This window comes from Methylocystis sp. NC52PC (assembly GCF_055698645.1).
Window position 1 is genome coordinate 1,025,829 of the sequence record NZ_CP170127.1, and the last position, 23,194, is coordinate 1,049,022.

18 protein-coding genes and 1 tRNA gene are annotated in these 23,194 nt (G+C 59.9%); 11 read left to right on the forward strand and 8 right to left on the reverse strand.

The genetic code is table 11. The features are described from left to right. Nucleotides 1-95: 95 nt before the first annotated feature. The 10 genes from ACETII_RS06855 to ACETII_RS06900 all read left to right on the forward strand — a co-directional run bounded on the left by ACETII_RS06855 (nt 96) and on the right by ACETII_RS06900 (nt 13,680). Nucleotides 96-1,106, forward strand: coding sequence for an NAD-dependent epimerase/dehydratase family protein (locus ACETII_RS06855; RefSeq protein WP_472787561.1), 1,011 nt, complete (start codon nt 96-98; stop codon nt 1,104-1,106). A 17-nt stretch (nt 1,107-1,123) separates the two neighbouring features. Continuing rightward, nucleotides 1,124-2,398 carry a Vi polysaccharide biosynthesis UDP-N-acetylglucosamine C-6 dehydrogenase TviB gene (tviB, locus tag ACETII_RS06860; RefSeq protein WP_472787562.1) on the forward strand — a complete coding sequence of 425 codons (1,275 nt, stop codon included), beginning with the start codon at nt 1,124-1,126 and terminating at the stop codon, nt 2,396-2,398. A gap of 252 nt (nt 2,399-2,650) precedes the next feature. Continuing rightward, a complete protein-coding gene (locus ACETII_RS06865; RefSeq protein WP_472788130.1) occupies nt 2,651-4,375 on the forward strand; it encodes an ABC transporter ATP-binding protein in 1,725 nt (574 codons plus the stop codon). 49 nt (nt 4,376-4,424) lie between these two features. Further along, entirely contained in the window at nt 4,425-5,525 is a 1,101-nt protein-coding gene (locus ACETII_RS06870; protein ID WP_472787563.1) for a glycosyltransferase, read from the forward strand. Beyond that, entirely contained in the window at nt 5,513-6,655 is a 1,143-nt protein-coding gene (locus ACETII_RS06875; RefSeq protein WP_472787564.1) for a glycosyltransferase, read from the forward strand. The genes ACETII_RS06870 and ACETII_RS06875 overlap by 13 nt, the downstream gene beginning before the upstream one ends. Nucleotides 6,656-6,752: 97 nt before the next feature. After that, nucleotides 6,753-7,985, forward strand: coding sequence for a glycosyltransferase (locus ACETII_RS06880; RefSeq protein WP_472787565.1), 1,233 nt, complete (start codon nt 6,753-6,755; stop codon nt 7,983-7,985). 129 nt (nt 7,986-8,114) lie between these two features. Beyond that, the gene (gene asnB, locus ACETII_RS06885) at nt 8,115-10,091 is read left to right on the forward strand and encodes an asparagine synthase (glutamine-hydrolyzing) (protein WP_472787566.1); all 1,977 of its coding nucleotides are present in this window, start codon (nt 8,115-8,117) and stop codon (nt 10,089-10,091) included. A 240-nt stretch (nt 10,092-10,331) separates the two neighbouring features. Next, on the forward strand, nt 10,332-11,363 hold the full coding sequence (locus tag ACETII_RS06890; RefSeq protein WP_363350144.1) for an EpsG family protein: 1,032 nt from the start codon (nt 10,332-10,334) through the stop codon (nt 11,361-11,363). 97 nt (nt 11,364-11,460) lie between these two features. Further along, nucleotides 11,461-12,585: a glycosyltransferase family 4 protein gene (locus ACETII_RS06895; protein WP_472787567.1), complete on the forward strand. Its 1,125-nt coding sequence runs from the start codon at nt 11,461-11,463 to the stop codon at nt 12,583-12,585. 18 nt (nt 12,586-12,603) lie between these two features. Continuing rightward, the gene (locus ACETII_RS06900) at nt 12,604-13,680 is read left to right on the forward strand and encodes a glycosyltransferase family 4 protein (RefSeq protein ID WP_472787568.1); all 1,077 of its coding nucleotides are present in this window, start codon (nt 12,604-12,606) and stop codon (nt 13,678-13,680) included. An 11-nt stretch (nt 13,681-13,691) separates the two neighbouring features. Here the strand turns inward: ACETII_RS06900 and ACETII_RS06905 are convergent, their stop codons facing one another. Then, on the reverse strand, nt 13,692-14,495 hold the full coding sequence (locus ACETII_RS06905) for a glycosyltransferase family A protein (RefSeq protein WP_472787569.1): 804 nt from the start codon (nt 14,493-14,495) through the stop codon (nt 13,692-13,694). Nucleotides 14,496-14,683: 188 nt separating this feature from the next. Continuing rightward, a tRNA-Leu gene (locus tag ACETII_RS06910) sits at nt 14,684-14,768 on the reverse strand. 195 nt (nt 14,769-14,963) lie between these two features. Here ACETII_RS06910 and ACETII_RS06915 point away from each other — a divergent pair. Next, nucleotides 14,964-15,971 (forward strand): complex I NDUFA9 subunit family protein, encoded by a 1,008-nt coding sequence (locus ACETII_RS06915; RefSeq protein ID WP_472787570.1) that lies wholly within the window; start codon nt 14,964-14,966, stop codon nt 15,969-15,971. A gap of 37 nt (nt 15,972-16,008) precedes the next feature. On the opposite strand, the gene ACETII_RS06920 is transcribed toward ACETII_RS06915, so the two are convergent. From ACETII_RS06920 to ACETII_RS06945, 6 genes are all read right to left on the reverse strand, one after another. Next, nucleotides 16,009-16,677 (reverse strand): sulfate transporter family protein, encoded by a 669-nt coding sequence (locus ACETII_RS06920; protein WP_363350149.1) that lies wholly within the window; start codon nt 16,675-16,677, stop codon nt 16,009-16,011. A gap of 193 nt (nt 16,678-16,870) precedes the next feature. Then, nucleotides 16,871-19,033, reverse strand: coding sequence for a methylmalonyl-CoA mutase (gene scpA, locus ACETII_RS06925; protein ID WP_472787571.1), 2,163 nt, complete (start codon nt 19,031-19,033; stop codon nt 16,871-16,873). A 104-nt stretch (nt 19,034-19,137) separates the two neighbouring features. Beyond that, the gene (locus ACETII_RS06930; RefSeq protein ID WP_363350152.1) at nt 19,138-19,485 is read right to left on the reverse strand and encodes a c-type cytochrome; all 348 of its coding nucleotides are present in this window, start codon (nt 19,483-19,485) and stop codon (nt 19,138-19,140) included. A 43-nt stretch (nt 19,486-19,528) separates the two neighbouring features. After that, nucleotides 19,529-19,957, reverse strand: a complete 429-nt coding sequence (locus ACETII_RS06935; protein ID WP_363350153.1) for a universal stress protein — start codon at nt 19,955-19,957, stop codon at nt 19,529-19,531. A gap of 97 nt (nt 19,958-20,054) precedes the next feature. Continuing rightward, the gene (locus ACETII_RS06940; RefSeq protein WP_363350154.1) at nt 20,055-20,546 is read right to left on the reverse strand and encodes a response regulator; all 492 of its coding nucleotides are present in this window, start codon (nt 20,544-20,546) and stop codon (nt 20,055-20,057) included. A 426-nt stretch (nt 20,547-20,972) separates the two neighbouring features. Continuing rightward, complete coding sequence (locus ACETII_RS06945) at nt 20,973-23,021, reverse strand: YgiQ family radical SAM protein (RefSeq protein WP_472787572.1); 2,049 nt, start codon at nt 23,019-23,021, stop codon at nt 20,973-20,975. Nucleotides 23,022-23,194: the final 173 nt, after the last annotated feature.

Below are 23,194 nucleotides of genomic sequence, written 5' to 3' on the forward strand. Positions count from 1 at the left end.
CCCCACAGAAAAAGGCAGGGGAAAGCGGCGCGCTTCACCCTGACGGCGGTAGCGTGGACAAAGCGACCGCATCAAGAGGAAGGCCATACTTACACATGCGGCGCGTGTTTATCACCGGAACGGCGGGCTTCATCGGCTTTCATCTCGCTAGGCTTCTTCTCTCGGAAGGGTTCAGCGTATGCGGTTATGACGGCATGACCGACTACTACGACGTCGCCCTCAAGCGGCGGCGTCACCATATGTTACTGGAGCATCCGGAATTTTCCTGCACCGAGGCGATGCTTGAAGATAATGACGCGCTCTGGGGCGCCATTGAGAGGTATTCTCCCGACGCGGTCGTTCACCTCGCAGCTCAAGCAGGCGTGCGTTACAGCCTCGAAAATCCACGCGCTTACATCGACAGCAATGTCGTTGGCGCGTTCAACGTGTTGGAGGCTGCTCGCAGACTGAAGGTGGGCCACTTGCTGATGGCGTCGACCTCTTCCGTCTATGGCGCGAACGAGCATATGCCCTTTACCGAGACCGACAAAGCCGACACTCAGCTGACGGTTTACGCCGCGACAAAAAAGGCCAATGAGTCCTTGGCTCACGCTTATGCGCATTTGTGGGGCCTGCCCACCACAATGTTTCGCTTTTTCACCGTCTATGGCCCCTGGGGGCGCCCGGATATGGCGCTCTTCAAATTCGTCGAAGCTATCCTCGAAGGCCGGCCGATAGACGTCTACAATGGCGGCGACATGTATCGCGACTTCACCTATGTCGACGATCTGGTGCGAAGCATCCGCCTCCTCATCGACGCTGTCCCGCCGCGCCCTGCAGGCGCCGCAGACCACGTGGGCGACTCGCTCAGCCCCGTCGCCCCATTTCGCATTGTGAACATCGGCAACTCGACCAAGGTGCGGCTTCTCGATTTCATCGAGGCGATCGAACGGGAGCTCGGCCAAAAGGCGACCCGCAACTATCTGCCAATGCAGATGGGCGACGTGCCAGCCACATGGGCGGACGCCTCATTGCTCCAGCAATTGACTGGTTATATGCCTCAGACGGATTTTCGTGACGGCGTTCACAAGTTCGTCAAGTGGTATCGCGACTACTATGGGAAATAGGCCCGGAGGGAGCGTCATTGTATTCTTTAAAGGACTTGCGGTTGGCGGTGATCGGTCTTGGCTACGTTGGCCTGCCTTTGGCTGTGGAATTCGGAAAAAAGCGATCAGTCGTAGGCTACGATATCAACTCAGCGCGCATTGAGGCCCTCAAAGCCGGCCACGACAGCACTCTGGAAGTCAGCGACGAAGAGCTGCGCGAAGCGCGGGGATTGCAATTCTCCGCCGACCTCGCCGAGATCGCCGATTGCAACGTATATATCGTCACGGTGCCGACGCCCATCGACGAGCACAAACGTCCGGACCTCTCGCCGCTCATCAAGGCGTCACAGACCGTCGCGAAAGTGCTGAAAAAGGGCGACATCGTCATCTACGAATCCACGGTCTATCCCGGCGCCACTGAAGAGGACTGCGCGCCGGTGCTGGAAGCTGTCTCGGGACTGAAATTCAACGTCGATTTCTTTGCCGGCTACAGTCCCGAACGCATCAATCCCGGCGACAAGTTGCACCGTGTCTCGACGATTAAAAAAGTTACGTCTGGCTCGACCGAGGAAATCGCCGACGTCGTGGACAAGCTCTATGGCGAGATCATCGTCGCTGGAACGCATAAGGCGTCCAGCATAAAGGTCGCGGAAGCGGCCAAAGTGATCGAGAACACACAGCGCGACCTCAACATTGCATTGATCAACGAGCTGGCGATCATCTTCAATCGAATGGGGATCGATACGGAAGCGGTGTTGCAGGCCGCCGGCACGAAATGGAATTTCCTGCCGTTTCGTCCCGGACTTGTCGGCGGCCATTGCATCGGGGTCGACCCTTACTATCTCACCCACAAAGCCATGGCGATCGGCTATCACCCGGAGATCATTCTCGCAGGTCGTCGCCTCAATGACGGCATGGGCGTTTATGTCACCTCCCAATTAGTCAAGGCGCTCATCAAGCGGCGCATCCATGTGGAGGGCGCGCGTATCCTGGTCATGGGCCTCACCTTCAAAGAGAATTGCCCCGATCTGCGCAACACGCGCGTCGTCGACATCATCCGTGAACTCGCGGATTACAATGCGATTGTGGATATCCATGATCCTTGGGCAGACCCCGAAGAGGCCCAGAGAGAATACGGATTGAAGCTCGTCGCTGATCCGCAGGCGGGCGCTTATGACGCAATCGTTCTGGCGGTCGCGCACGATCAGTTCCGGCGCCTTGGCGCGACGATCAGAAGCTTCGGCAAGGACGGGCACGTGCTATACGACCTTAAATATATTCTTCGCCCTGACGAGTCCGACCTGCGTCTCTAAAAGCGTCCCAAGTCTGCTTTTCCCTCCATCAAGCTGTCGGCGGCGACAGGCCGCCGTCGCCTCATCCGAGCGAATTCTTTGCTCTAGGCGATACAGAGGCCATGCAGAAGCAGAAATAGAGGAGATCAGAAAAACTTGACTGCGAACGCCCCGATTGCAGAAGTCTCTCCGCCAATGATCGTTGGCCTAAAGCGCTTGCTCTCGCACCTTTCCAGACGCCGACGTTGGCAGGCTGCATGGCTGTTGGCCGCCATGATTATCGGAGCGATCGCCGAGTTAGCCACCTTAGGGGCCGTAATGCCCTTTCTCGCCTTGTTGGCGAATCCGACCCTGGCCCCCAACTTCCCGCTGCTGCAGAAGCTTCTGGGCGTGGTCGCCTGGAAGGGCGACAACACAATTCTTCCCGCCATCATGCTGTTCGCCGTCGTAGCGCTGAGCGCCGCGGCAATAAGAATGCTTGTCGCCTGGGCCAGCGCCAAATGGATTTTTGGCGTGGCCGCCGACATCGGCATGGAAGTGTATCGTCGCACGCTGTATCAGCCTTACAGCTTTCACGTGTCGCGAAACACCAGTCAAATTATCGCCGGCTTGAACAAAGTGCAAACCATGGCGTTCGACGTCATCAATCCTTTAGTTCAAAGCACCATGGCGTTGGTTATTTCCATTGCTATCCTGTCGGCGCTGATTCTCATCGATCCGGTGACCGCGGGAGTCGCCGGCCTTGGGTTTGCGGCTCTATACCTTCTCGTCACGCGCGTCACCGGCCGCACATTGAGGGCCAACGGCAAGACCATTGCAGAAAACGAAACGCGTCGCGTTCAGGCCGTTCAAGAAGGGCTTGGCGCGATTAGGGACGTTCTTATCGACGGGACCCAAGATATTTACGTCAGACGTTTCTGGGAGTTCGATTCAGCCTATCGCCGGGCGCAAGCCGCGAATAACTTCGTCGGCGGCTCGCCCAGATACCTCATCGAATCGATGGGTATGGTCTTCATTGCTTTCCTTGCGTTTTGGCTGAGCTTGCGCATGGGAGGATTGTCCGCCGCGATACCGGCGCTCGGCGCTCTGGCCATGGGCGCCCAAAAACTATTTCCGCAGATGCAGCAGATCTACTATGGCTGGGCCGGCCTCAGCGGCAGCTCAACCGCATTGGCGGAAGTCACTTCGATGCTCGAACTTCCGATCCCAGAGGAATATTTAAGGCGTTGTCCGGTTGGCCGCACAAGGTTGGAGCAAGGCGTCGCACTCTGCAATGTGAGATTCCGCTACCGCGAAGACGCTCCGGATGTCGTCGCCGGACTGAGCCTCGACATCCCAAGAGGTTCGCGCGTTGGTTTCGTCGGGAAGACTGGCAGCGGCAAGAGCACTGTGCTCGATCTCATAATGGGCCTTTTGGAGCCGACAAAGGGCCGGATCGAAATCGACGGGAAATTACTTACACGCGATAACCGCCGCGAATGGCAGGCCCGCATCGCGCATGTGCCGCAAGCAATCTACCTGACCGATGCGACCATCGCCGAAAACATAGCTTTTGGTCTCAACGCTCCGGATATTGATCAAGCTCGCGTACGCGAGGCGGCGGACAAAGCCCAGCTTGCCGATTTTATCGAAACTCTGCCCGCTCAATATGACACGCAGGTAGGCGAAAGAGGCGTCCGACTTTCAGGCGGTCAGCGTCAACGCATCGGTCTGGCCCGAGCGCTCTACAAGAATGCCGACGTCTTGGTCCTGGATGAAGCGACGAGCGCGCTGGACGACGGGACGGAATCAGCCGTCATGGAGGCGATTAACTCACTTGGAGAGGACACGACAGTATTAATGGTCGCTCATCGCACCTCGACTTTACGCAACTGCGACCGGATCTTTGAGCTCAAGAATGGCCGCTTGTTCCGAGAAGGCGCCTATGAACAGATCACGAGAGGCGAAGACGCCGCGCCAGAGAGTTCTAAGTCCACATCATGGGTCGTAGATGAATAATATGCATCCGATAGGGAGTAATACGATTATCGATAACGGCCCAACTGTCATGCATGTCGTCACGTCGCTTCACTTTGGCGGCGTCGAAAAGCATATGGAATTGATTTCAGAGGAATTGCTCGCAGCGTCGATGAATCACGTTTTTGTGGCGCTTGGCGGCGGAGGCGAAACCGCGGAACGTTTGAGGGAAAACAGAGCTGAGGTTGTTTGCCTGAATCAACCGGTTCGCATCCCATCTTTTGGAGCGCTCACGCGCTTGTTTAAACTACTGAAGAAATATCGCCCGGTTGTTATCCATACGCATGGAGCGGAAGCAAATTTTCATGGCCTAATTGCAGGATGGCTGGCAGATATCCCCGTGCGAATTGCTGAAGAGATTGGCATGCCGGAGCACGGCGCCAAAGCGAAACTGACGTTTCGTCTCGTTTACGGACTTGCTCATCGCGTTATTGGGGTCTCCGAAATCGTCTCAGCTTGGCTAGAGAACAACAATGAGGTTCCTCGCTCGAAGCTTGTGTGCCTCAACTGCCCGACGAGATTGCCCCGACAGCGAATGACGCGGAACCCCGAATTAGACGCCCAATTCCGGGTTTGCTTTGTCGGCCGCCTCGAGCCGGTGAAGAATCCTTTGGTTTTAATTCCCGCAGCAGTAAAGTTGATCGAACAAGGCATCCCCTTGGAGGTATGGATCATCGGCGAGGGCAGTTTGCGTCCCGAACTTGAACGACAAATAGAGAAGAACGGGCTTACTGGAATAGTCAAGCTTTATGGATTTCAAGCCGATCCTGCCGAGTTTATGCGACGCAGCAGCATTTACGTTCAGCCCTCGTTCTCTGAAGGATGCAGCATTTCATTGGTCGAGGCGATGGGCTGCGGCGTGCCGGTCGTTGTGCCGCGTATCGGCAACGCGCCTGAACTGGTTGAAACGACTGTGTCAGGGTGGCTTCTGGAGGACAACTCAACGGAAGCCGTCGTCGAAGGCTTGCGCCAAGCATGGGACGCTGGACCCCAAAGACTCTTCGAAATGGGCCAGGCAGCCCACAAGACGGTTGAGGGGCGCTTCGAGCCAGCTCGATACGTCCGCGATCTCGAAGCGCTTTACTCGCGCGTCTCCGCGGGAAATAAGGAACGCGTCCGTTGCGAAAGCTAAGAGTTTTACATTGTCTGGAGACCGTCGGCTCTGGCGGCGTCGAGCAGTTGAAGTTGATCAAAGCTCGACAGCTCGACAAGAATCGCTATGAGCAGGCCTTGATTTGCACCCAGGCTATTGGCTCATTGCCTGCGGAATTCGCGCGCGCCGATTGCCCCGTGCATGAAATAGGAGTTTTTTCGAATATTTTCGACTTCGAACGCTATGCCCGAGCGCATCGCGTCGTTCGCGAATTCAAACCAGACATCATACACGGCGCAGTTTACGAAGGCGTTGCGACGGCTGCGATCACAGGGACGTGGGCTCAGGTGCCGGCAATCATTGGCGAAGAGACCTCTGATCCCGTGGGTCGGCGCTTTCGAGGGCATCTCCTTTACAGGACATTGGCTGCACTTACTCATCAAATGGTCGCCGTGTCCCCAAGCGTCCGGGATTATTTGGTGCATGGCATTAAGATCCCGAAGAACAGAGTTACGCTGATCAATAATTGTGCGACGGAGCCCCCAGCAGCAACCGCCGAGGAAATGCGATTGGTGCGAGGGCTGCTCAATGTCCAGCCGGACGACGTTATAATTGGATGCTGCTGCCGATTGTTCGACGAGCATAAGCGGGTCAGCGACCTCATCAAGGCGTTCGCGCGCGTACATGCTCTCGAACCTAAATCCAAACTGCTCATTGTCGGGGATGGGCCTGACAAAACCAAGCTTTGCGCCTTAGCGGGTGAACTTGGAATAGCAGAACATGTCTTTTTCGTTGGCTATCAAGGCAACACGCGCCCATTTTTTGAAGTTATGGATATTTTTGCACTCGCATCGGCCTATGAGGGGCTGCCGGTTGCCCTTCTGGAGGCCATGTTTGCGCGCCTCCCTGTCGTAGCTACCCGAGTTAGCGGGATACCAAGCGTCGTCACCTCCGAAGCAGGATTTCTTGTTTCGCCTAAGGCTCCAGACGAACTTGCTGATAAACTGCTCGTATTGATTGGCGATCCCGCCCTACGGAAATCCATGGGCGAGGCGGGGTTGCAAGTGGCGCGCACAAGTTTTAGCGCCGACCGCTATGTTAGGGAATTCGACGAACTTTACCAAAGTGTCGCCGCCGAACGGCTCCGCGTCCGATTTGCGTCCCGATAGATGCATGCCGCCGCGGCAGTGGCATCCAAGGCTCGAAGCTTTTAGCTAATTAGAGGTCCGACGTTGGGCGCAAACTGAAAAGAGGCAGGTTTCCTTCATGGCCGTTCGAGCCTTGTATGTGACATGGGACGGGCCCCAAGTCTCTTATCTGGAAGGCTTGTTCCTACCGATATTCGCGGGCCTCAGGGCTCATGACATCGAAATTGACGTCTTGCAGTTTACATGGGGGCCTCAAGCATATCTCGAGCGCCAGGAGCAGGTCTGCGACGAAAGTGGGGTGGCCTATCACAGGGTGATCGTGCCCAAGGCGGCCGGCGGCCTGGGTAGCTATCTGTCGGCCGTAATGGGCTCAAAAAGGATTTTGCAATTACGGAGGGACGGCCATTTCGACGTCATTATACCTCGTAGCGTTATGCCTGCGATCGCAACCTTACACGCCGATTGGCGACGATCTGCAGGGCGGGCGCCGATGTTATTTGACGCGGATGGTTTGGCGATCGACGAGAAGGTCGATGCGGGCCAGCTGTCGCCGAGCTCCCTTTCTTACAAAATGCTAAAGTGGTACGAACGGTCAGCCATAAGCGCCGCCGCGGCGGTAATCGGCCGGACTGAGCGCGCCTGCGAAATTTACAGGACATATGACGCGCAACCACGCCAGGACAAATACATAGTCGCAGTCAATGGTCGAGACCCAACAAAATTCAAGCCTTCAACTCCGGCGGAACGTGAGTTGGCGTGTCGCAGACTCGAGATAGATCCACTCGCTCCAATAATCGTTTACAGCGGTTCTTTCGGTGAGAAATATTGCCCGCCGCAAATGTTCCAACTTTTTCGAGCCATTCTGCAGCTCGCGCCGAATGCGCGGTTTCTGATCATGAGCGGCTCGCCCGAGGATGTCTTGACTTATGTAAGGAGCCAGCACGCGGATCTCATTCCGACGTTGAGCATCAAGTCGTTTACGTCTGGGGAAGTGGCCGGCTATCTGGCGGTCGCAGATCTTGGGATCTGCTTCTATAAGGACACGTTTGCCAACCAAGCGTTTCAAGCAACCAAACTAGGTGAATATCTGCTTTGTGGTCTTGCTACCGCCGGGACCCCAAACGCTATGCGGTTCGGGTTGTCCAACACCTCATTCGCGAGAACGATCTCAACCATGTCGCAAGATGAACTCGAGGCGGTTGCGCATTGGTTTGTCAACGAGGTCCTTCCTGCGCGGGCTTCAATTCGAAACCAAGCGCGAGACTTTGGATTAGCGCACTTGACAACCGACAAGACCGTATCGAGCTATGCCGAGGCGATTAAGCGGGCGATCGAGTACAGAAGCAACTAAGATGCGCTCCCGGAAGACGATCGGCCCTCGACAGGAATTCTGCCTTACGCCAGCTTCGACGCGCCTGTCACAATCTGTCGCGGACGCCCCTCCGTTGGGTGCGCTAATTATGTTAAGGGTCGAGAGCAAATGTGCGGGATAGCTGGCTTCTTCAATGCAGGGCCGCGTTCCTTGAGGGCTGGCGGTCCGGCCCGGTCCCGACTGCAGCCAATGGCCGATGCGATTGCACACCGCGGCCCGGACGCCGATGGATTCTGGAGCGACGACGACGCCGGAATTGCGTTCGCCCACCGGCGACTCTCAATTCTCGATTTATCTCCGGCCGGCGCACAGCCGATGGAAGACCACTCCGGACGCTATGTTATTGTCCTCAACGGTGAGATATATAATCACCTCGAACTGAGGCGCCGAATGGAAAGCCAGGGGGAGCGCTCCGGCTGGTTTGGACATTCTGATACGGAGACGCTTGTCAACGCAATCGCGTGCTGGGGTTTGCAAGCGACGCTCGAAAGCGCCTGCGGCATGTTCGCCTTCGCACTTTGGGATCGGTCCGCCCGTAGATTGACGCTCGTGCGAGATCGGCTTGGTGAAAAGCCGCTTTATTACGGGTGGGCGAATCAAACTCTTCTTTTCGGCTCCGAACTCAAGGCGATCCTAGCGTATCCGGGCTGTGACGATCGCCTCGACCGCGAAGCCATCGCCGCCTATTTACGGTTCTCCTACATCCCCGAACCCGCCACGATCTACCGGCTGATCCGTAAATTACAACCAGGCCACTTGTTCTCAATTGGAACTGAATCTGATGCGGCCGAGCCCCGGCCCTACTGGTCTCTCGAAGACGTTGCCCTCGACGGAGTGCGGCAGCGACGCCGGGAACCCTATGTCGATCTCTGCGAAATGGTTGAGGCGACCCTTACGGATGTCGTCGGATCACAAATGCTCAGTGACGTTCCGCTAGGATGCTTCTTATCGGGAGGAATTGACTCATCGCTTGTTGCGGCGCTGATGCAGAGAACCTCTCGTAACAAGGTGCGAACCTTCTCAGTTGGGTTTGAAGACAAGCGTTTCGACGAGTCTGGCTATGCCCGCCGTGTAGCCGAGCATCTTGGCACCGAGCATACGGAGTTCATCGTCACAGAAAATGACGCGCTCTCGCTCGTGCCGGATCTCCCGAACATTTACGACGAGCCTTTCGCTGATACGTCTCAAATCCCCACAGCGCTCTTGTCTCGCCTAAGTCGTCGCCATGTCACCGTCGCATTGACGGGAGACGGGGGAGACGAGGTGTTCGGAGGCTACAATCGCTATATTTTTGCGCCCAACGTCTTGCGATATACATCTGTGCTTCCTGAGCCTGTCCGCAAGATGGCCGGCGCGGCGCTTGGTAAATTACAGTCCACCGGCACGAAACAGAAATCAGGCGCCTATGCCGTCGCTTCCTATCTTGGACTTCCGATTACGACGGTCGATAAGTTGTCGCGCGTCGGCGCAGCTATCTCCCATTCATCCGACGCCAAGCGTCTTTATCGGGAACTTGTGAGCACCTTCGTCGACCCCGCCGCTATCATGCTGGGCGGGTCCGAGGAGGCCGCGGGAACTTGTCTCAGCAATGGCGCCGATCAGGCGCTCGGCGCTGAAGAGTGGATGATGGCAATGGATAGCATCAGCTATCTGCCGGGAGATATTTTGGTAAAGGTCGATCGCGCTGCGATGAGCGCTTCATTGGAGACGCGCGCCCCGTTCTTGGATCGACGCGTGGTGGAACTCGCGTGGCGACTACCACTTGACGCCAAGATCAATGGGCGCATCGGCAAACGAATTCTTCGCGACATTCTCTATCGCTATGTGCCTCGAGAGTTATTGGAACGACCAAAGCAGGGCTTTGCAATTCCCTTGGACCGTTGGCTGCGTGAAAATCTGCGTGATTGGGCCGGAAGCCTTTTGTCGCGTGACCAGGTCGTGGCGACCGGTCTTTTCGACCCAGACAAGACTGAGGCGCTTTGGCGCGCGCACCAGCTTGGCAAGGATAACCTCGGGCATCAGCTTTGGACCCTTCTGATGATGCAAGCTTGGCTTCTCCAGCATCGACCTCGAAGCGCCGGATGACCTGACCGGTTGCCGCTCCGTTCTTCCCAGAGATGGCCGCCTTCGCCTTCGAACAAGTTAGAAAGGCTTGGAACGCCCGAATTGCTGGCCCCGCCCCCTGCAACCGGTCCAAGACAAAGTTCGGCGTCGTGGTCTGCAGCAAGATTGAAATACGCACCTGAAGTCTTTAGAACGACACGTCCAATCCTCGGCGCACTTCGCGAGTGACAAGACCATGACGATGTTCAACAGGCGCGGTCCGTGACATATTTTCTTACGTATATAGCTCTGTTATTCGGTGGATTATCGACAAGAAAGAACGTAAATCTTCGCGGTATTTTATATTACGCCTGTTTATTTGGACTATTCATTTTTGTCGGGTTTCGGTATAGGGTCGGCTGTGACTGGGGCGGCTACCTCGTCATTTTCAATTCCGCACGCCGCAACGAATTGTTTTCGAGCGGGATCGAGCCTGCATTCTTTGCCGCCAACCAATTCTTACATTATTTCGAACTCGAATACCCGTACATCAACGTTATAGCTTCCGCAGGGTTTTTCGTCGGACTTGGCGCGTTGGCTCGAAGACAGCCTGACCCTCTTAACTTTTTGGTCCTTGCATTTCCAATTCTCATTCTTAACCTTGCCATGTCGGCTCTGCGGCAATCGCTTGCCTTTGGATTTTTATGTTTTGCGTTCAACGCATTTGTTGACAAGCGGCTTGGCTGGTATGTCGGATTCGTGGCGATTGCCATGACGTTTCACACGAGCGCCGGCGCCTTCTTATTGCTCGCGCCCTTCATACGCGGCGACTTCAGCCGCAAGCGCATCGCTTTAGGCGCGTTGCTCGCGTTGCCCGGCCTTTACTACCTGATGACCAGCACCTTCTACGAGATGTACGCGCGACGTTATATCGGGACGGCCACCGAGGCTTTCGGCGCGCCTTTCCGAACCGCGCTGGTCGCCGCAAGCGCCATCACATTCCTTTGGCTGTTCGACCGCAAATGGAAGGAGCTTTTTCCTTCCGATTATAAGATGGTCAAACTCCTCTCATATGCAATGATTGCTGTGTTTCCGATTTCTTTTTTATCCTCAGTCGCGGGGGACCGCTTCGGATATTATCTCTCTGCGATACAGCTCGTCATTCTGGCGCGGTTGCCGTTTATGGTTACCGGCAGGCGATCGACATGGTGGTATATGGCGCCACACATGGTCTTGGGGCTGACCCTGCTCATGTGGGTGCTAAGATCTTCCCTCTTCGAGAAGTGCTACGTTCCATATCAGACGTGGCTTTGATCTTCGAGGTCACAGACCGGGGGCCTCGACGCGCTCCGGCAGGACGCGCTTTGAAAGCAGCAGCGTCAGGATAAACCGAGACAGTCGAGCCGATCCCTTGAAACTTATACTCTTCGCGAACACCGACTGGTATCTCTATAATTTCCGCCGATCGCTGGCGGCTGCGCTGCGCGAGAGCGGCCACGACATCCTTCTCGTCTCCCCTCCCGGCCCTTATGGCGAGAAGCTTCAGTCGCTCGGTTTTCGATGGATAGAGGCTCCGATGGATCGCAGGAGCCTTAATCCAATAAGCGAGCTCGCTCTGCTGGCCTGGCTTTGGCGTTTGATGCGGAAGGAGCAACCCGATATCGTGCACGGGTTTACGATCAAATGCGCGGTCTACGCCTCATTGATCGGGAGGCTGGTCAAGGCAGGACGGATCAATGCGGTCGCGGGACTGGGCTATGTATTCGTAAATAATTCCATTAAGGCGAGAGTTCTTCGGCCTTCATTGCGGCTCTTGATGCGCGTGGCGTTTGGCGGGCCGAAAGCGCGCTTGATTTTGCAAAACCCCGACGATGTGCAGCTATTCGAGAAAGCTGGCATTGTCGGTTTGGAGCAAATCCGCCTCTTGCGTGGTTCTGGCGTCGATTGCCAGCGGTTTCGCCCCCCGAGCGGCGACTCTGATGCGTCTGCGCCGTTGCGCGTGGTTCTGGCCGCTCGAATGTTGTGGGACAAGGGCATTGGCGAGTTCGTTGAAGCCGCGCGAATCCTGAAAGCGGAGGGCCGACCGCTTCGCTTCGTTCTCGCTGGCGTTCCCGATCCCGGGAACCCGGCGGCGATCCCCGAAGAAGCGTTGCTTGCCTGGCAAGCCGAAGGACTGGTGGAATGGCTCGGGCATGTCGCCGACATGCCCAAGCTCCTCGCCGAGGCCGACATGATTGTCTTGCCCAGCTATCGCGAGGGGCTTCCAAAGAGCCTTATTGAGGGTGCGGCGTGCGCCCGTCCCTTGATCACGACGGATGTTCCGGGCTGCCGTGAGGTCGTGACGAACGGAGTGGATGGTCTGTTGGTGCCGGTTCGCGACGCCCAGGCGCTCGCGCGAGCGATCGCACAATTGCAGGACAATCCGACGCTTGCTCGGCGCTTAGGCCAGGCCGCGCGCGAAAAGGCGCTCGCCGAGTTCGACGAGCGGTTCGTTATTCAGCAAACCCTCGCCGTCTACTATGAAATTGCACGCTGAAGGGATCGGGCCGGCTGAATGAAGATGTTGGCGTTGATGAAATATGGAGACAAGGCGGCCAGCACTCGGCAGCGGCTTCTTCAATATGTTCCCTATTTTTCGAGAAGCGGGATCGAGGTGTCTTATTCGTCGCTTTTATCCAATGATTATTTGGAACGCACCTTTCAGGGACAGTCGGCGCCGGTCCTGTCCATCGTGACGGCGTATCTGTCACGGGCGGCGCTCTTGTTGAGAGCAAGTCAATTCGACCTGATCTGGGTGCATTACGAATGCTTTCCTTATATGCCTGGCTTTTTCGAACGCCTTGCGGAGCTCAGCGGGAAGCCAATCGTATACGACTTCGACGATGCGATTTTTCATCAATATGACTCACATCCTCGCGCCGTCGTACGTCGCTTCCTTGGGCTGAAATTGCAGCCTTTATTGAACGCCGCGTCTCTTTGCGTCTGCGGGAACGCCTATCTCGCAAGTTATGCCGAACGCTTCTGCAGGCGTGCGGAAATTATCCCAACCGTCGTCGATACGACGGTGTATTTTCCAAAAAATCCAGCGTCAACTGCAGCGCGGCCGCTGGTCGTGGGATGGATCGGTTCGCCATCGACCTGGCGCTTTGTTCTGCCGATTGTTCCCCTGCTCAGCCGCCTGTCTCAAGAGTTGAATTTGAAAATTCGGGTGATCGGCGCAGGTCCCCAAGATACGGTTCCTCCCAATTTCGAGTTCCTGGACTGGTCCGAGGAAGCAGAAGTCGAGATGATTCAGGGAATGGACGTCGGGATTATGCCGCTCCCGGACGAGCCATGGGCAAGAGGAAAATGCGGTTATAAGCTGATTCAGTATATGGCCTGCGGCATCCCTGTCGTCGCATCGCCGGTCGGGGTGAACGCCGATATCGTTGATCACGGTCTGAACGGTTTTCTTGCTTCTCAAGAGGACGAGTGGGATTTGTCTCTTCGTCGCCTCCTAGCCGATAGCGGTCTGATAAAAGAGATGGGGGTGCGAGGCAGGGAGAAGGTAATGGAAAAATATTCGTTGCAGGCCTATGGGCCGCGACTGGCGGCTTTGCTCTGCGACGTTGCTGGAAAACGTCTCTCCTGAGGCGGCTGGCGCTAGAAATATGTCGATTTTGGCTGCGGCTCCGCGAAGCGGCAGGCGACGAGCCGAATTAATAAAAGAAAATAGAAAATGCGCGTTTTTAAGGAGAACGGCGGAATCGGCTTGACGATGTGCAACGCTATTTGGGCGAGACCAATCAAGCTCAGCATTTTCCGGTTTGTGTAATACGCAATTGCAACATGCTCATTGAGCTGTTTGAGCATGAGTTTGTCGCTGATGTTAGGATTAGCGGCGTTGCTCATCCCCGCTCCGGAGATCCGCGCGACCGCCAGCGCTCGCGTGTGAACGAGCCAGTTCGACCACTCCTGATCTTCCGCCGAGAAAACTTCCGGCCTGAACGGCCTGGAGCGGACCAAGTCCGTTCTCAAAAGGGCGCAAGTATTCCACACGCCATTGAAGCCGTTGAAATTCGACCGGTCTATGCGCTGGTGCGTGAGCGGCTTTCTTTCATTATCGAAATAGGCCGCGCCTATCGTTTCGTCGCGATCCAGCAGATCGAGCGCGTAGCGGATTGCGCCCGGGTCCGACAGGGCCGTGTGCGAACTGATAATCAGAACCTTGTCACAGGAAACATGGGCGATCCCTTGGTTCAACGCCGCGGAGTAATTGAATTTCTCGCCAACGAAGCGATGCACGATCGCGCCCTCCGGCAACAGTGAAAAGGTGGCGTCTCGAGAGCCGGAGTCGACGAAGATATATTGGGAAGGCGGCGCCGACTGCTCGGAGAGTGACCGCAGGGTGGCCGCCAGAGTCTGCTCGGAATTGAAGGTGCGGATGAGGGCGGAATAGCTGCTCATGGCGTTTGGGTCTGTGCCGGCTGCTGCAAGTCTTCTGACGCGCCGACCAGTGGCGCTCCCTAAATCAGCTGGGGCGCAGTTGGACTACGGCCGCCGCGCGCAACGCCTTGCAGGTCGCATGGTGATGAGCGCCAAGCAAATGAAAGGCAACCACGCAGAACAGGCGCTCACAGACGCGCCAGTCAATATGGTGCCCAGGAGAGGACTCGAACCTCCACGGCTTTCACCACTGGTACCTGAAACCAGCGCGTCTACCAATTCCGCCACCTGGGCATGTGGGGGCTCTCTTAGGGGCGCCGCCCTGCTTCTGTCAATCTCGATCCGCACAAAAGTTGTGACGGCCGGCGAAAAGCCGGCCAAACGCGCTTCCGAGCCTCCCGGCGCATTTCCTTTGCGGCCAAATTTCGCTAGAGCACGGGCGACGAATATTGAGCCGGCGCGGCCGGCGCGGCGAATGGAGCATCAGGCATGAGCGGCGTGAACGTGGGCGCGGGGCGCGTGGTGACGGTGTTTGGCGGATCGGGCTTCGTCGGACGCTATGTCGTCCGAGCGCTCGCGCGCGACGGCTGGCGCGTTCGAATCGCTTGCCGTCGGCCCGACCTGGCTTTCCACCTGCAGCCGCAGGGGCGGGTCGGACAGGTCATGGCGGTTCAGGCCAATGTGCGCCACCCGGAATCGGTCGCGGCGGCGCTCCGCGGCGCCTCAGCGGTCGTCAATCTCGTCGGCATCCTGGCGGAGGGCGGGGCCCAGACCTTCTCCAAGGTTCAGGCGGAGGGCGCGCGCGCCGTCGCCGAGGCCGCCAAGGCCGCCGGCGTCGACACGGTCGTCCACATCTCCGCCATCGGCGCCGACCCGAGTTCGGGCGCCGCCTATGCGCGCAGCAAGGCCGCGGGCGAGGCCGCGATGCGCGAGGCCGCGCCGTCGGCCGTCATCCTGCGCCCGTCTGTGATCTTCGGGCCGGAAGACGATTTCTTCAACCGCTTCGCCACAATGGCCCGCTTCTTCCCGATTGTCCCGATCGTCGGGGCGGACACCCGGTTCCAGCCGGTCTATGTCGGCGACGTCGCCGAGGCCGTCGCCGCCGCCGTGGCCGGCCGCGCCCAGCCCGGAAGCGTCTATGAGCTCGGCGGGCCAGAGACCAAGACCTTCGCCGAACTGGTCGAATATGTGCTCAAGGTCACCGAGCGCGCGCGCCGGGTCGCGAAACTCTCCTTCGGGACTGGCCAGCTCGTCGCCCGCGTGACCCAACTCCTGACGAAGGCGTCTCTGGGCCTCTTCCCCAAGCTCCTGCGCATGACCACGGATCAGGTGGAATTGCTCAAGCACGACAATGTGGTGAGCGAAGAGGCCATCCGTGACGGCCGCACCCTGCAGGGCCTCGGCGTGCAGCCGCAGGCGATCGAGGCGATCGTCCCGACCTATCTCTACCGCTATCGCAAGACCGGCCAGTACCAGGCGCAGCGCCTCGGGGCTTAAGGTCGCGCGCCGCGGAACCGGCGGCGCGATCCGCCGGTCAGCGCGTCGACAGGAACTTGTGAATCCGCGCCATAAAGGCGACGCCGAACAGGGGCGTCAGCACATTGAGGCCCGGCGTCGCGACGAAGGCGGCGATGAACAGGCCGGCCAGAAAGAGCTGCGGCGCATAACGGCGACGCAGCTCGGTCGCCTCCTCCAACGGGCGGAAGCGCGTGGCGGCGAAGAGAAAATACTCGCGGCCGAGCAGATAGGCGTTGGCGAAAAGGAAAGCCACGGCGTTGACGCCCGGCACGAGCAGCAGAAGCAGCGCCAGAAAATTGACCGCCGCCGAGATCGCCGCAAAGCGCAGGCCCATGAGGATGGCCTGGGCGGCGGGGATCGCTTGGCCGCGACGCCCCGGCGGATAAAGATCCGCTTCGACGACGTCGGCGAGATCGTCGAGAAAGAGGCCGGCGACGAGGACCGAGATCGGCCCGATCAGAAACGCGAGCAGAATGAAAAGGCCGACGCCCGTCGCGTAAGTGAGGGCGAGCTGCAGCCAGGGATGGTTCACCGCGACGTAAGACAACGCCAGCCTGTCGAGACCCACCCAGGCAAGCGCCAGGAAGAGGAAGGTCATTCCGAGGCTCTTGAAGAGCACATTGCGGAACGGCGGCGAGACGATCTCGCGCAGGGCCGCCAGAGCGGCGTCGAACATGAAGGTCATCTCATGGCCTCGAGCAGCCGCTTGCGGGGCGGCCGGCATCCACTTGGAGATGGGCGCGCACAGGCGCAAGGGCGAGATTGAGCGAGCGCGCGCTTAGAGCCTTGCTTGAGGCGTTCCAGCAGCTACGCGTCGCCCCCACCCACTGCCCCCTCCCCGCCGCTTGGCGCGAGCAGGGGAATGTCGCCAGCTCGCCTCACCTCGTTTTCGCGACCTCCCGCTGCGCGAAGCCCAAGCGGATATTAAGCTCGTGCAGGAGCTTTTCGGCGGCCGCGGGGATGTTCGTGCCAGGCGGGAAGATCGCGGCTGCGCCGAAGTCGAGCAGCGCCTGGAAATCATCCGGCGGGATGACGCCGCCGACGACCATCATGATGTCCTGGCGGCCCACCCGCGCCAGCGCGTCGCGCAGCTCGGGGGTGAGGGTCAGGTGGCCCGCGGTCATGGTCGAGACGCCGACGATGTGAACGTCCGCCTCCTTGGCCTTCTGCGCCACTTCGTCGGGGGTGGCGAAGAGGTCGCCGATGACGACGTCGAAGCCCATGTCGGCGAAGGCCGAGGCGATGACCTTCTGGCCGCGGTCGTGGCCGTCCTGGCCCATCTTGGCGACGAGAATGCGCGGCTTGCGGCCGGTGTTTTCCTCGAAGTCGCGGGTCATGCCGACGACGCGGCCAACCTGTGCGCTGTCCTTGCCGGCTTCCTTTGCATAGACGCCGGAGATGACGTTCGCCTTCGGCTTGTGGCGCGTGAAGACCTTTTCGAGCGCGAAGGAGATTTCGCCGACGCTCGCCTTGGCGCGCGCCGCCTTCACGGCGAGATCGAGCAGATTGGCGCCAGACGTCGCCCCTTCCGTCAACGCGTCGAGCGCCGCCTGAGTCGTGGCCTCGTCGCGCTCGGCCCGCAACCGTTTCAATTTGTCGAGCTGCGCCGCGCGCACCGCGGCGTTGTCGACCTTAAGCACATTCGGCTTGGCGTCGTTCTCGGGGCGATATTTGTTGACGCCGACGACGACCTGCGTCCCGCTATCGATGCGCGCCTGCGTCTTGGCGGCGGCCTCCTCGATGCGCTGCTTGGGAACGCCCGCCGCGATGGCCTTCGCCATGCCGCCGAGCCTCTCGATCTCTTCGATATGTTCCCAGGCCTTTTTGGCGAGTTCGGCGGTGAGGCGCTCGACATAATAGGAGCCGCCCCAGGGGTCGATGATGCGGGTCGTGCCGCTCTCCTGCTGCAAGACAATCTGGGTGTTGCGGGCGATGCGCGCCGAGAAGTCGGTCGGCAGCGCGAGCGCCTCGTCCAGCGCGTTGGTGTGCAGCGACTGCGTATGTCCTTGCGTGGCCGCCATCGCCTCGATGCAGGTGCGGATGGAATTCACGTAGACGTCCTGCGCGGTGAGCGACCAGCCGGAGGTCTGGCAATGGGTGCGCAGCGTCAGGCTCTTTTCCGACTTGGCGCCGAGATCCTTCATGAGCCGCGCCCAGAGCAGGCGCGCGGCGCGCAGCTTGGCGACCTCCATGAAGAAATTCATGCCGATGGCGAAGAAGAACGACAGCCGCGGCGCGAAGGCGTCGATGTCGAGACCGGCGGCGACGCCGGCGCGGACATATTCGACGCCGTCGGCGAGCGTGTAGCCGAGCTCGAGATCGGCCGAAGCGCCCGCCTCCTGCATGTGATAGCCGGAGATCGAGATCGAGTTGAACTTCGGCATATGTTTGCTGGTGTAGCCGAAAATGTCCGACACGATCCGCATGGAGGGCTCCGGCGGATAGATGTAGGTGTTGCGCACCATGAATTCTTTGAGAATGTCGTTTTGAATGGTGCCGGTGAGCTTGTCGGCGGAGACCCCCTGTTCCTCCGCCGCGACGATGAAAAGCGCGAGCACGGGCAGAACGGCGCCGTTCATGGTCATCGACACGGACATCTGATCGAGCGGAATGCCGTCGAACAGCGTGCGCATGTCGTAGATCGAGTCGATCGCCACGCCCGCCATGCCGACGTCGCCCATGACGCGCGGATGATCGGAATCATAGCCGCGATGGGTGGCCAGATCGAACGCGACCGAGAGGCCCTTCTGGCCCGCGGCGAGATTGCGGCGATAGAAGGCGTTGGAGTCCTCGGCCGTGGAGAAGCCCGCGTATTGGCGGATGGTCCAGGGCTGGGCGACATACATGGTGGGATAGGGTCCGCGCACGAAAGGCGCGACGCCGGGGAAGCCGTCGACGAAGGAGAGGCCTTCGACGTCCGCCGGCCCGTAGTCGCTTTTCACCTCGATCCCTTCCGGCGTCATCCAGATGCGCGGCGGCGTCTCCTGCGCGACCGAAACGGGGGCGAAGGGGATTTTGGCGAAATCGGGAATGGCGGACATTTTACCCTCGGCTGTTTAAGCCTTTCTCATAGACGAGAGAGGGCGCCGGCGCAAAGTCTGCGCCCCGCGCGATTGCCAAGTTTTCAGGAAAGCGAAGAGAGCCGTCAGCGCTTCTGGATCGACGCCAGATAGGCGAGAAGCGCCTCGACTTCGCCCGTTTCGAAGCGGAACTGCGGCATGTCGAGCCCCTCGTGGCCGACCACGATCCCCTCGCCCAACGCCTCCTCGAGATTGGCGAGTGGATATCGCCGCGCGAGAGAGCGAAACGGCGGGGACTTGGGATTGGGGCTCGCGCCCCGCCGGCCAACCGCATGACAGGCCCCGCAGTTGTTTTTTGCGATCGCCTCGCCCTGTTTGAGGGCGCTCTTGGACGGGGGCGCCGGCTGCGCCGCCGCAAAGCCGGCGGGGAGCGCGAGAGCCGTGAGAAGCGACAGCGCGGCGAATCGGGACATGAGACGGGAGTCTAGTCGCAGCCCCCGTCCCTGTCACGGACGCCTACTGGCGGACGACGAGCACCGAACACTTGGCGTGGCGGACGATCGTTTTCGCGTTGGAGCCGAGCAGGTAGGTCGCCATCGTCGGCCGATGCGAACCGACGACGATCAGATCCGCGCTCCAATCTTCGGCTTCCGCGAGCACCTCGGGATAGACGGCGCCGAAGCGCACGGTCGACGAGACGCGCTCGCCCGGCAAATCGACCTTGGCGGCGAGATCAGCGATCTCCTTCTCAGCCGCCTCCCGCATTTCTTCGTCGAAATTCGGTGGGATATAGTCGACGAAGGCCACCGGCACGAGCGGTTGGACATTGATGAGCCGCAGGCTCGCCTCGGAGCCGGTTTTGGCCAGGGCGAGCGCAGCGTCGAGCGCAAGTTTGGTCATGTCCGGCTCGCTCAGATCAACCGGCACGAGAATCTTCTTAAACATGGACGTCTCCCTCAACGCCTTCTCATATAGGCATTCCGAATGGCGGACGAGAGCGAACGCTCTGGCCGCGAGAGACGAGAATAGCCGAAGGAGTCCCTTATTGCTTGCGGGTGAGCCGGCTGACCGCGCTTTTCGTCGCCATGATGGTGTCGAGCGACTGTGAGCGCTTCGACGTCGCCTTCGACACGGCGTTCTTGATCTCGTCGACCGAATAGGGCTTCGGGATCACCAGCACCGGCTCCAGCTCCCCTGTCTGCAGCCACTGGGGAACGGCGGTGACGAAGATTACGGCCGCGTCGATGCTTTTCAGCATCTCATCGACCGCAACGATGCCGGAGCTGCCGTCGGCGAGCTTGACGTCGGCGACGACGACGGCCGGCCGCGCCTTCAGCGCGAGCGACAGCGCTTCTTCGTGCGTGCGCGCCGGGCCGATCACACGGTGGCCGAGGTCGCTCACAATCAGCTCGATGTCCTTGGCGATGATGGACTCGTCTTCGATCACCAGCACGTCGAGCGCGCGGCGCTGTCGCTTGGTGCGGGGCGCCTGCGCCGTCTCGGGCGTCTGCGCGTCTTCAGAAGGGAGGTTCACGTTCTGCCTCTTCCTTTGCAGCGCCCGGCGGCTCCTAAAAGGTCGAAACCCGCTTCCCGAAGGGCGCCTGGGGCCGGCGGAGTGGGCGCGGCCATGGCTGCAATGCTGTTTAACGCGCCCATTCCCCAACCGTTCCGGCGGCTGGGCTTTTTCTTCAACGACTTGGCCGGCGCCTTTGCGTCACTTTGTCTCACCCGGCCTCGCCCAAACTGAGCAAGTCGTCATTGATCGCGGCCGGGGCGCCCAATAGGGTTGCGCCAGTCAGCCCTTCCCTCAGCTGACATCGCCCTCCTCGGGCGTTCTCCCCCGACTTGGGCTGCTGGCGACAGCAGCCCTTTTTCTTCGACCTGGCGGTCGTTCGCTTGCAGGCGGCCGCGTTCAAAAGCGGGAGCGCGGCGTCATGAATGACGCGCGCCTCGCCGGCGCCTAGACGCCCTTCGTGAGAAACGGCCGTGGCGCCTGGGGTCGCGGCCGGCCCTTCTGCGCCACGCGACGCCCCTCCCCCGCCCGGCCGGTCCCGGCCGGCTGCCAGGCCGGCACGAGCTGATGCTTGCCCGGCCCGATGAGATCGGCGCGGCCCATGGCCTTCAAGGCGTCGCGCAGCACGGGCCAGTTTTCGGGATCGTGATAGCGCAGGAACGCCTTGTGCAGGCGGCGCTGGCGCAGGCCCTTCACCGCGTCGACCGGCTCGGAGACGCCGCGCCGCACCGGCTTCAGCGGATTGAAGCCGCTGTGATACATCGCGGTGGCGAGCGCCATGGGCGACGGCAGATAGGTCTGGACCTGATCGGCGCGATATTTGTTGCGCTTCAGCCAAAGCGCCAGATTCATCATGTCCTCATCCGTCGTGCCGGGGTGGGCGGCGATAAAATAGGGGATGAGGAAATAATCCTTCTTCGCCGCCCGCGCCGCGGCGTCGAAGAGCTGCTTGAACCGATCGTAGGCGCCGATGCCCGGCTTCATCATCTTCGAAAGCGGCCCGGCTTCCGTATGTTCGGGCGCGATCTTCAGATAGCCGCCGACATGATGCTCGACGAGTTCGCGCACATAGGCCGGGCTTTTGACGGCGAGATCGTAACGCACGCCGGATGCGACGAAAACCTTCTTGACCCCCGGGATCGCCCGCGCCTTGCGATAGAGCTGGATCAAGGCCTCGTGGCTGGTGTCCAGATTCTTGCAGACGTCTGGATAAACGCAGGACGGGCGCCGGCAAAGCGCCTCCGTCTCGCGATCCTTGCAGGCCATGCGATACATATTGGCGGTCGGCCCGCCGATGTCGGAAATGACTCCGGTGAAGCCCTCCGTCTTATCGCGGATCGTTTCGATCTCGCGCAGGATGGAGCCCTCCGAGCGCGACTGAATGATGCGTCCCTCATGTTCGGTGATGGAGCAGAAGGAGCAGCCGCCGAAACAGCCGCGCATGATCGTCACCGAATGACGGATCATCTCCCAGGCAGGAATTTTCGCGCCGCCGTAGGCCGGATGCGGCGCGCGCGCAAAGGGCAGCTCATAGACCGCGTCCATTTCCGCCATGGTCAGCGGGATCGGCGGCGCCGTGAGCCAGACGTCCTTGTCGCCGTGGCGCTGCACGAGCGGGCGGGCGTTGCCGGGATTGCTCTCCTTATGCAGCACGCGCGAGGCGCGGGCGTACGACTCGGGATCGCCGCGCACCTGCTCGAAGGACGGCAGACGAATGACGATCTTCTCCGCCTCTTCGCCGGTCCCCCGGCGGCGGCCTTCGCTCGGATCGTCGAGATCGTCGGCGGCCGCCTCGGTCCAGCCGTCTGGCGTCGCGTCACGCAGCAGCGCGAGACCGCGAAGGTTTGAAAAATCCTGGTCGAGCCCGCTTTTCGCGATGCGATGCGCGACATCGACGAGCGCACGCTCCGCATTGCCATAGAGCAGCAGGTCGGCCTTGGCGTCGAGCAGGATGGCGCGGCGCACCTTGTCGGACCAATAGTCGTAATGGGCGATGCGGCGCAGCGACGCCTCGATGCCGCCGAGCAGGATGGGCGCGTCCGGGAAGGCCTCGCGCGCGCGCTGCGCGTAGACGATGACGGCCCGATCCGGCCTTTTGCCGCCCTCTCCGCCCGGCGTGTAGGAATCATTGTGCCGCAAGCGGCGATCCGAGGTGTAGCGGTTCACCATGGAATCCATGTTGCCGCTGGTCACGCCGAAGAAGAGGTTGGGCCGCCCGAGCGCGCGGAAGGCGGAGGCGTCGCGCCAGTCCGGCTGGGCGATAATGCCGACGCGGAAGCCCTGCGCCTCCAGCAGCCGGCCGATGATCGCCATGCCGAAGCTCGGATGGTCGATATAGGCGTCGCCGGTGACGAGGATCACGTCGCAGGAATCCCAGCCCAGCGCCTCCATTTCGGCGCGCGACATGGGCAGGAAGGGCGCGACCCCGAAGCGCTGCGCCCAGTATTTGCGATAGGAGAAAAGCGGCTTTACGGCCTGCGGTTCGAGAGTGGCCATGACCTAGCGGTTTTTGTGAAAGGAGCGACCGGCGGCGCCGGATCTTTGACGTCATTCTACCACAGGCCGCCAGCTGAATGCATTAGCGCCGCGCCAGGAAGACGGGGCCGCCCGCCCGCATGCTATTGAAGAAGGCGCGACGCTCGGGCTAGGGAAGCGGCGTCAGCCTGCCA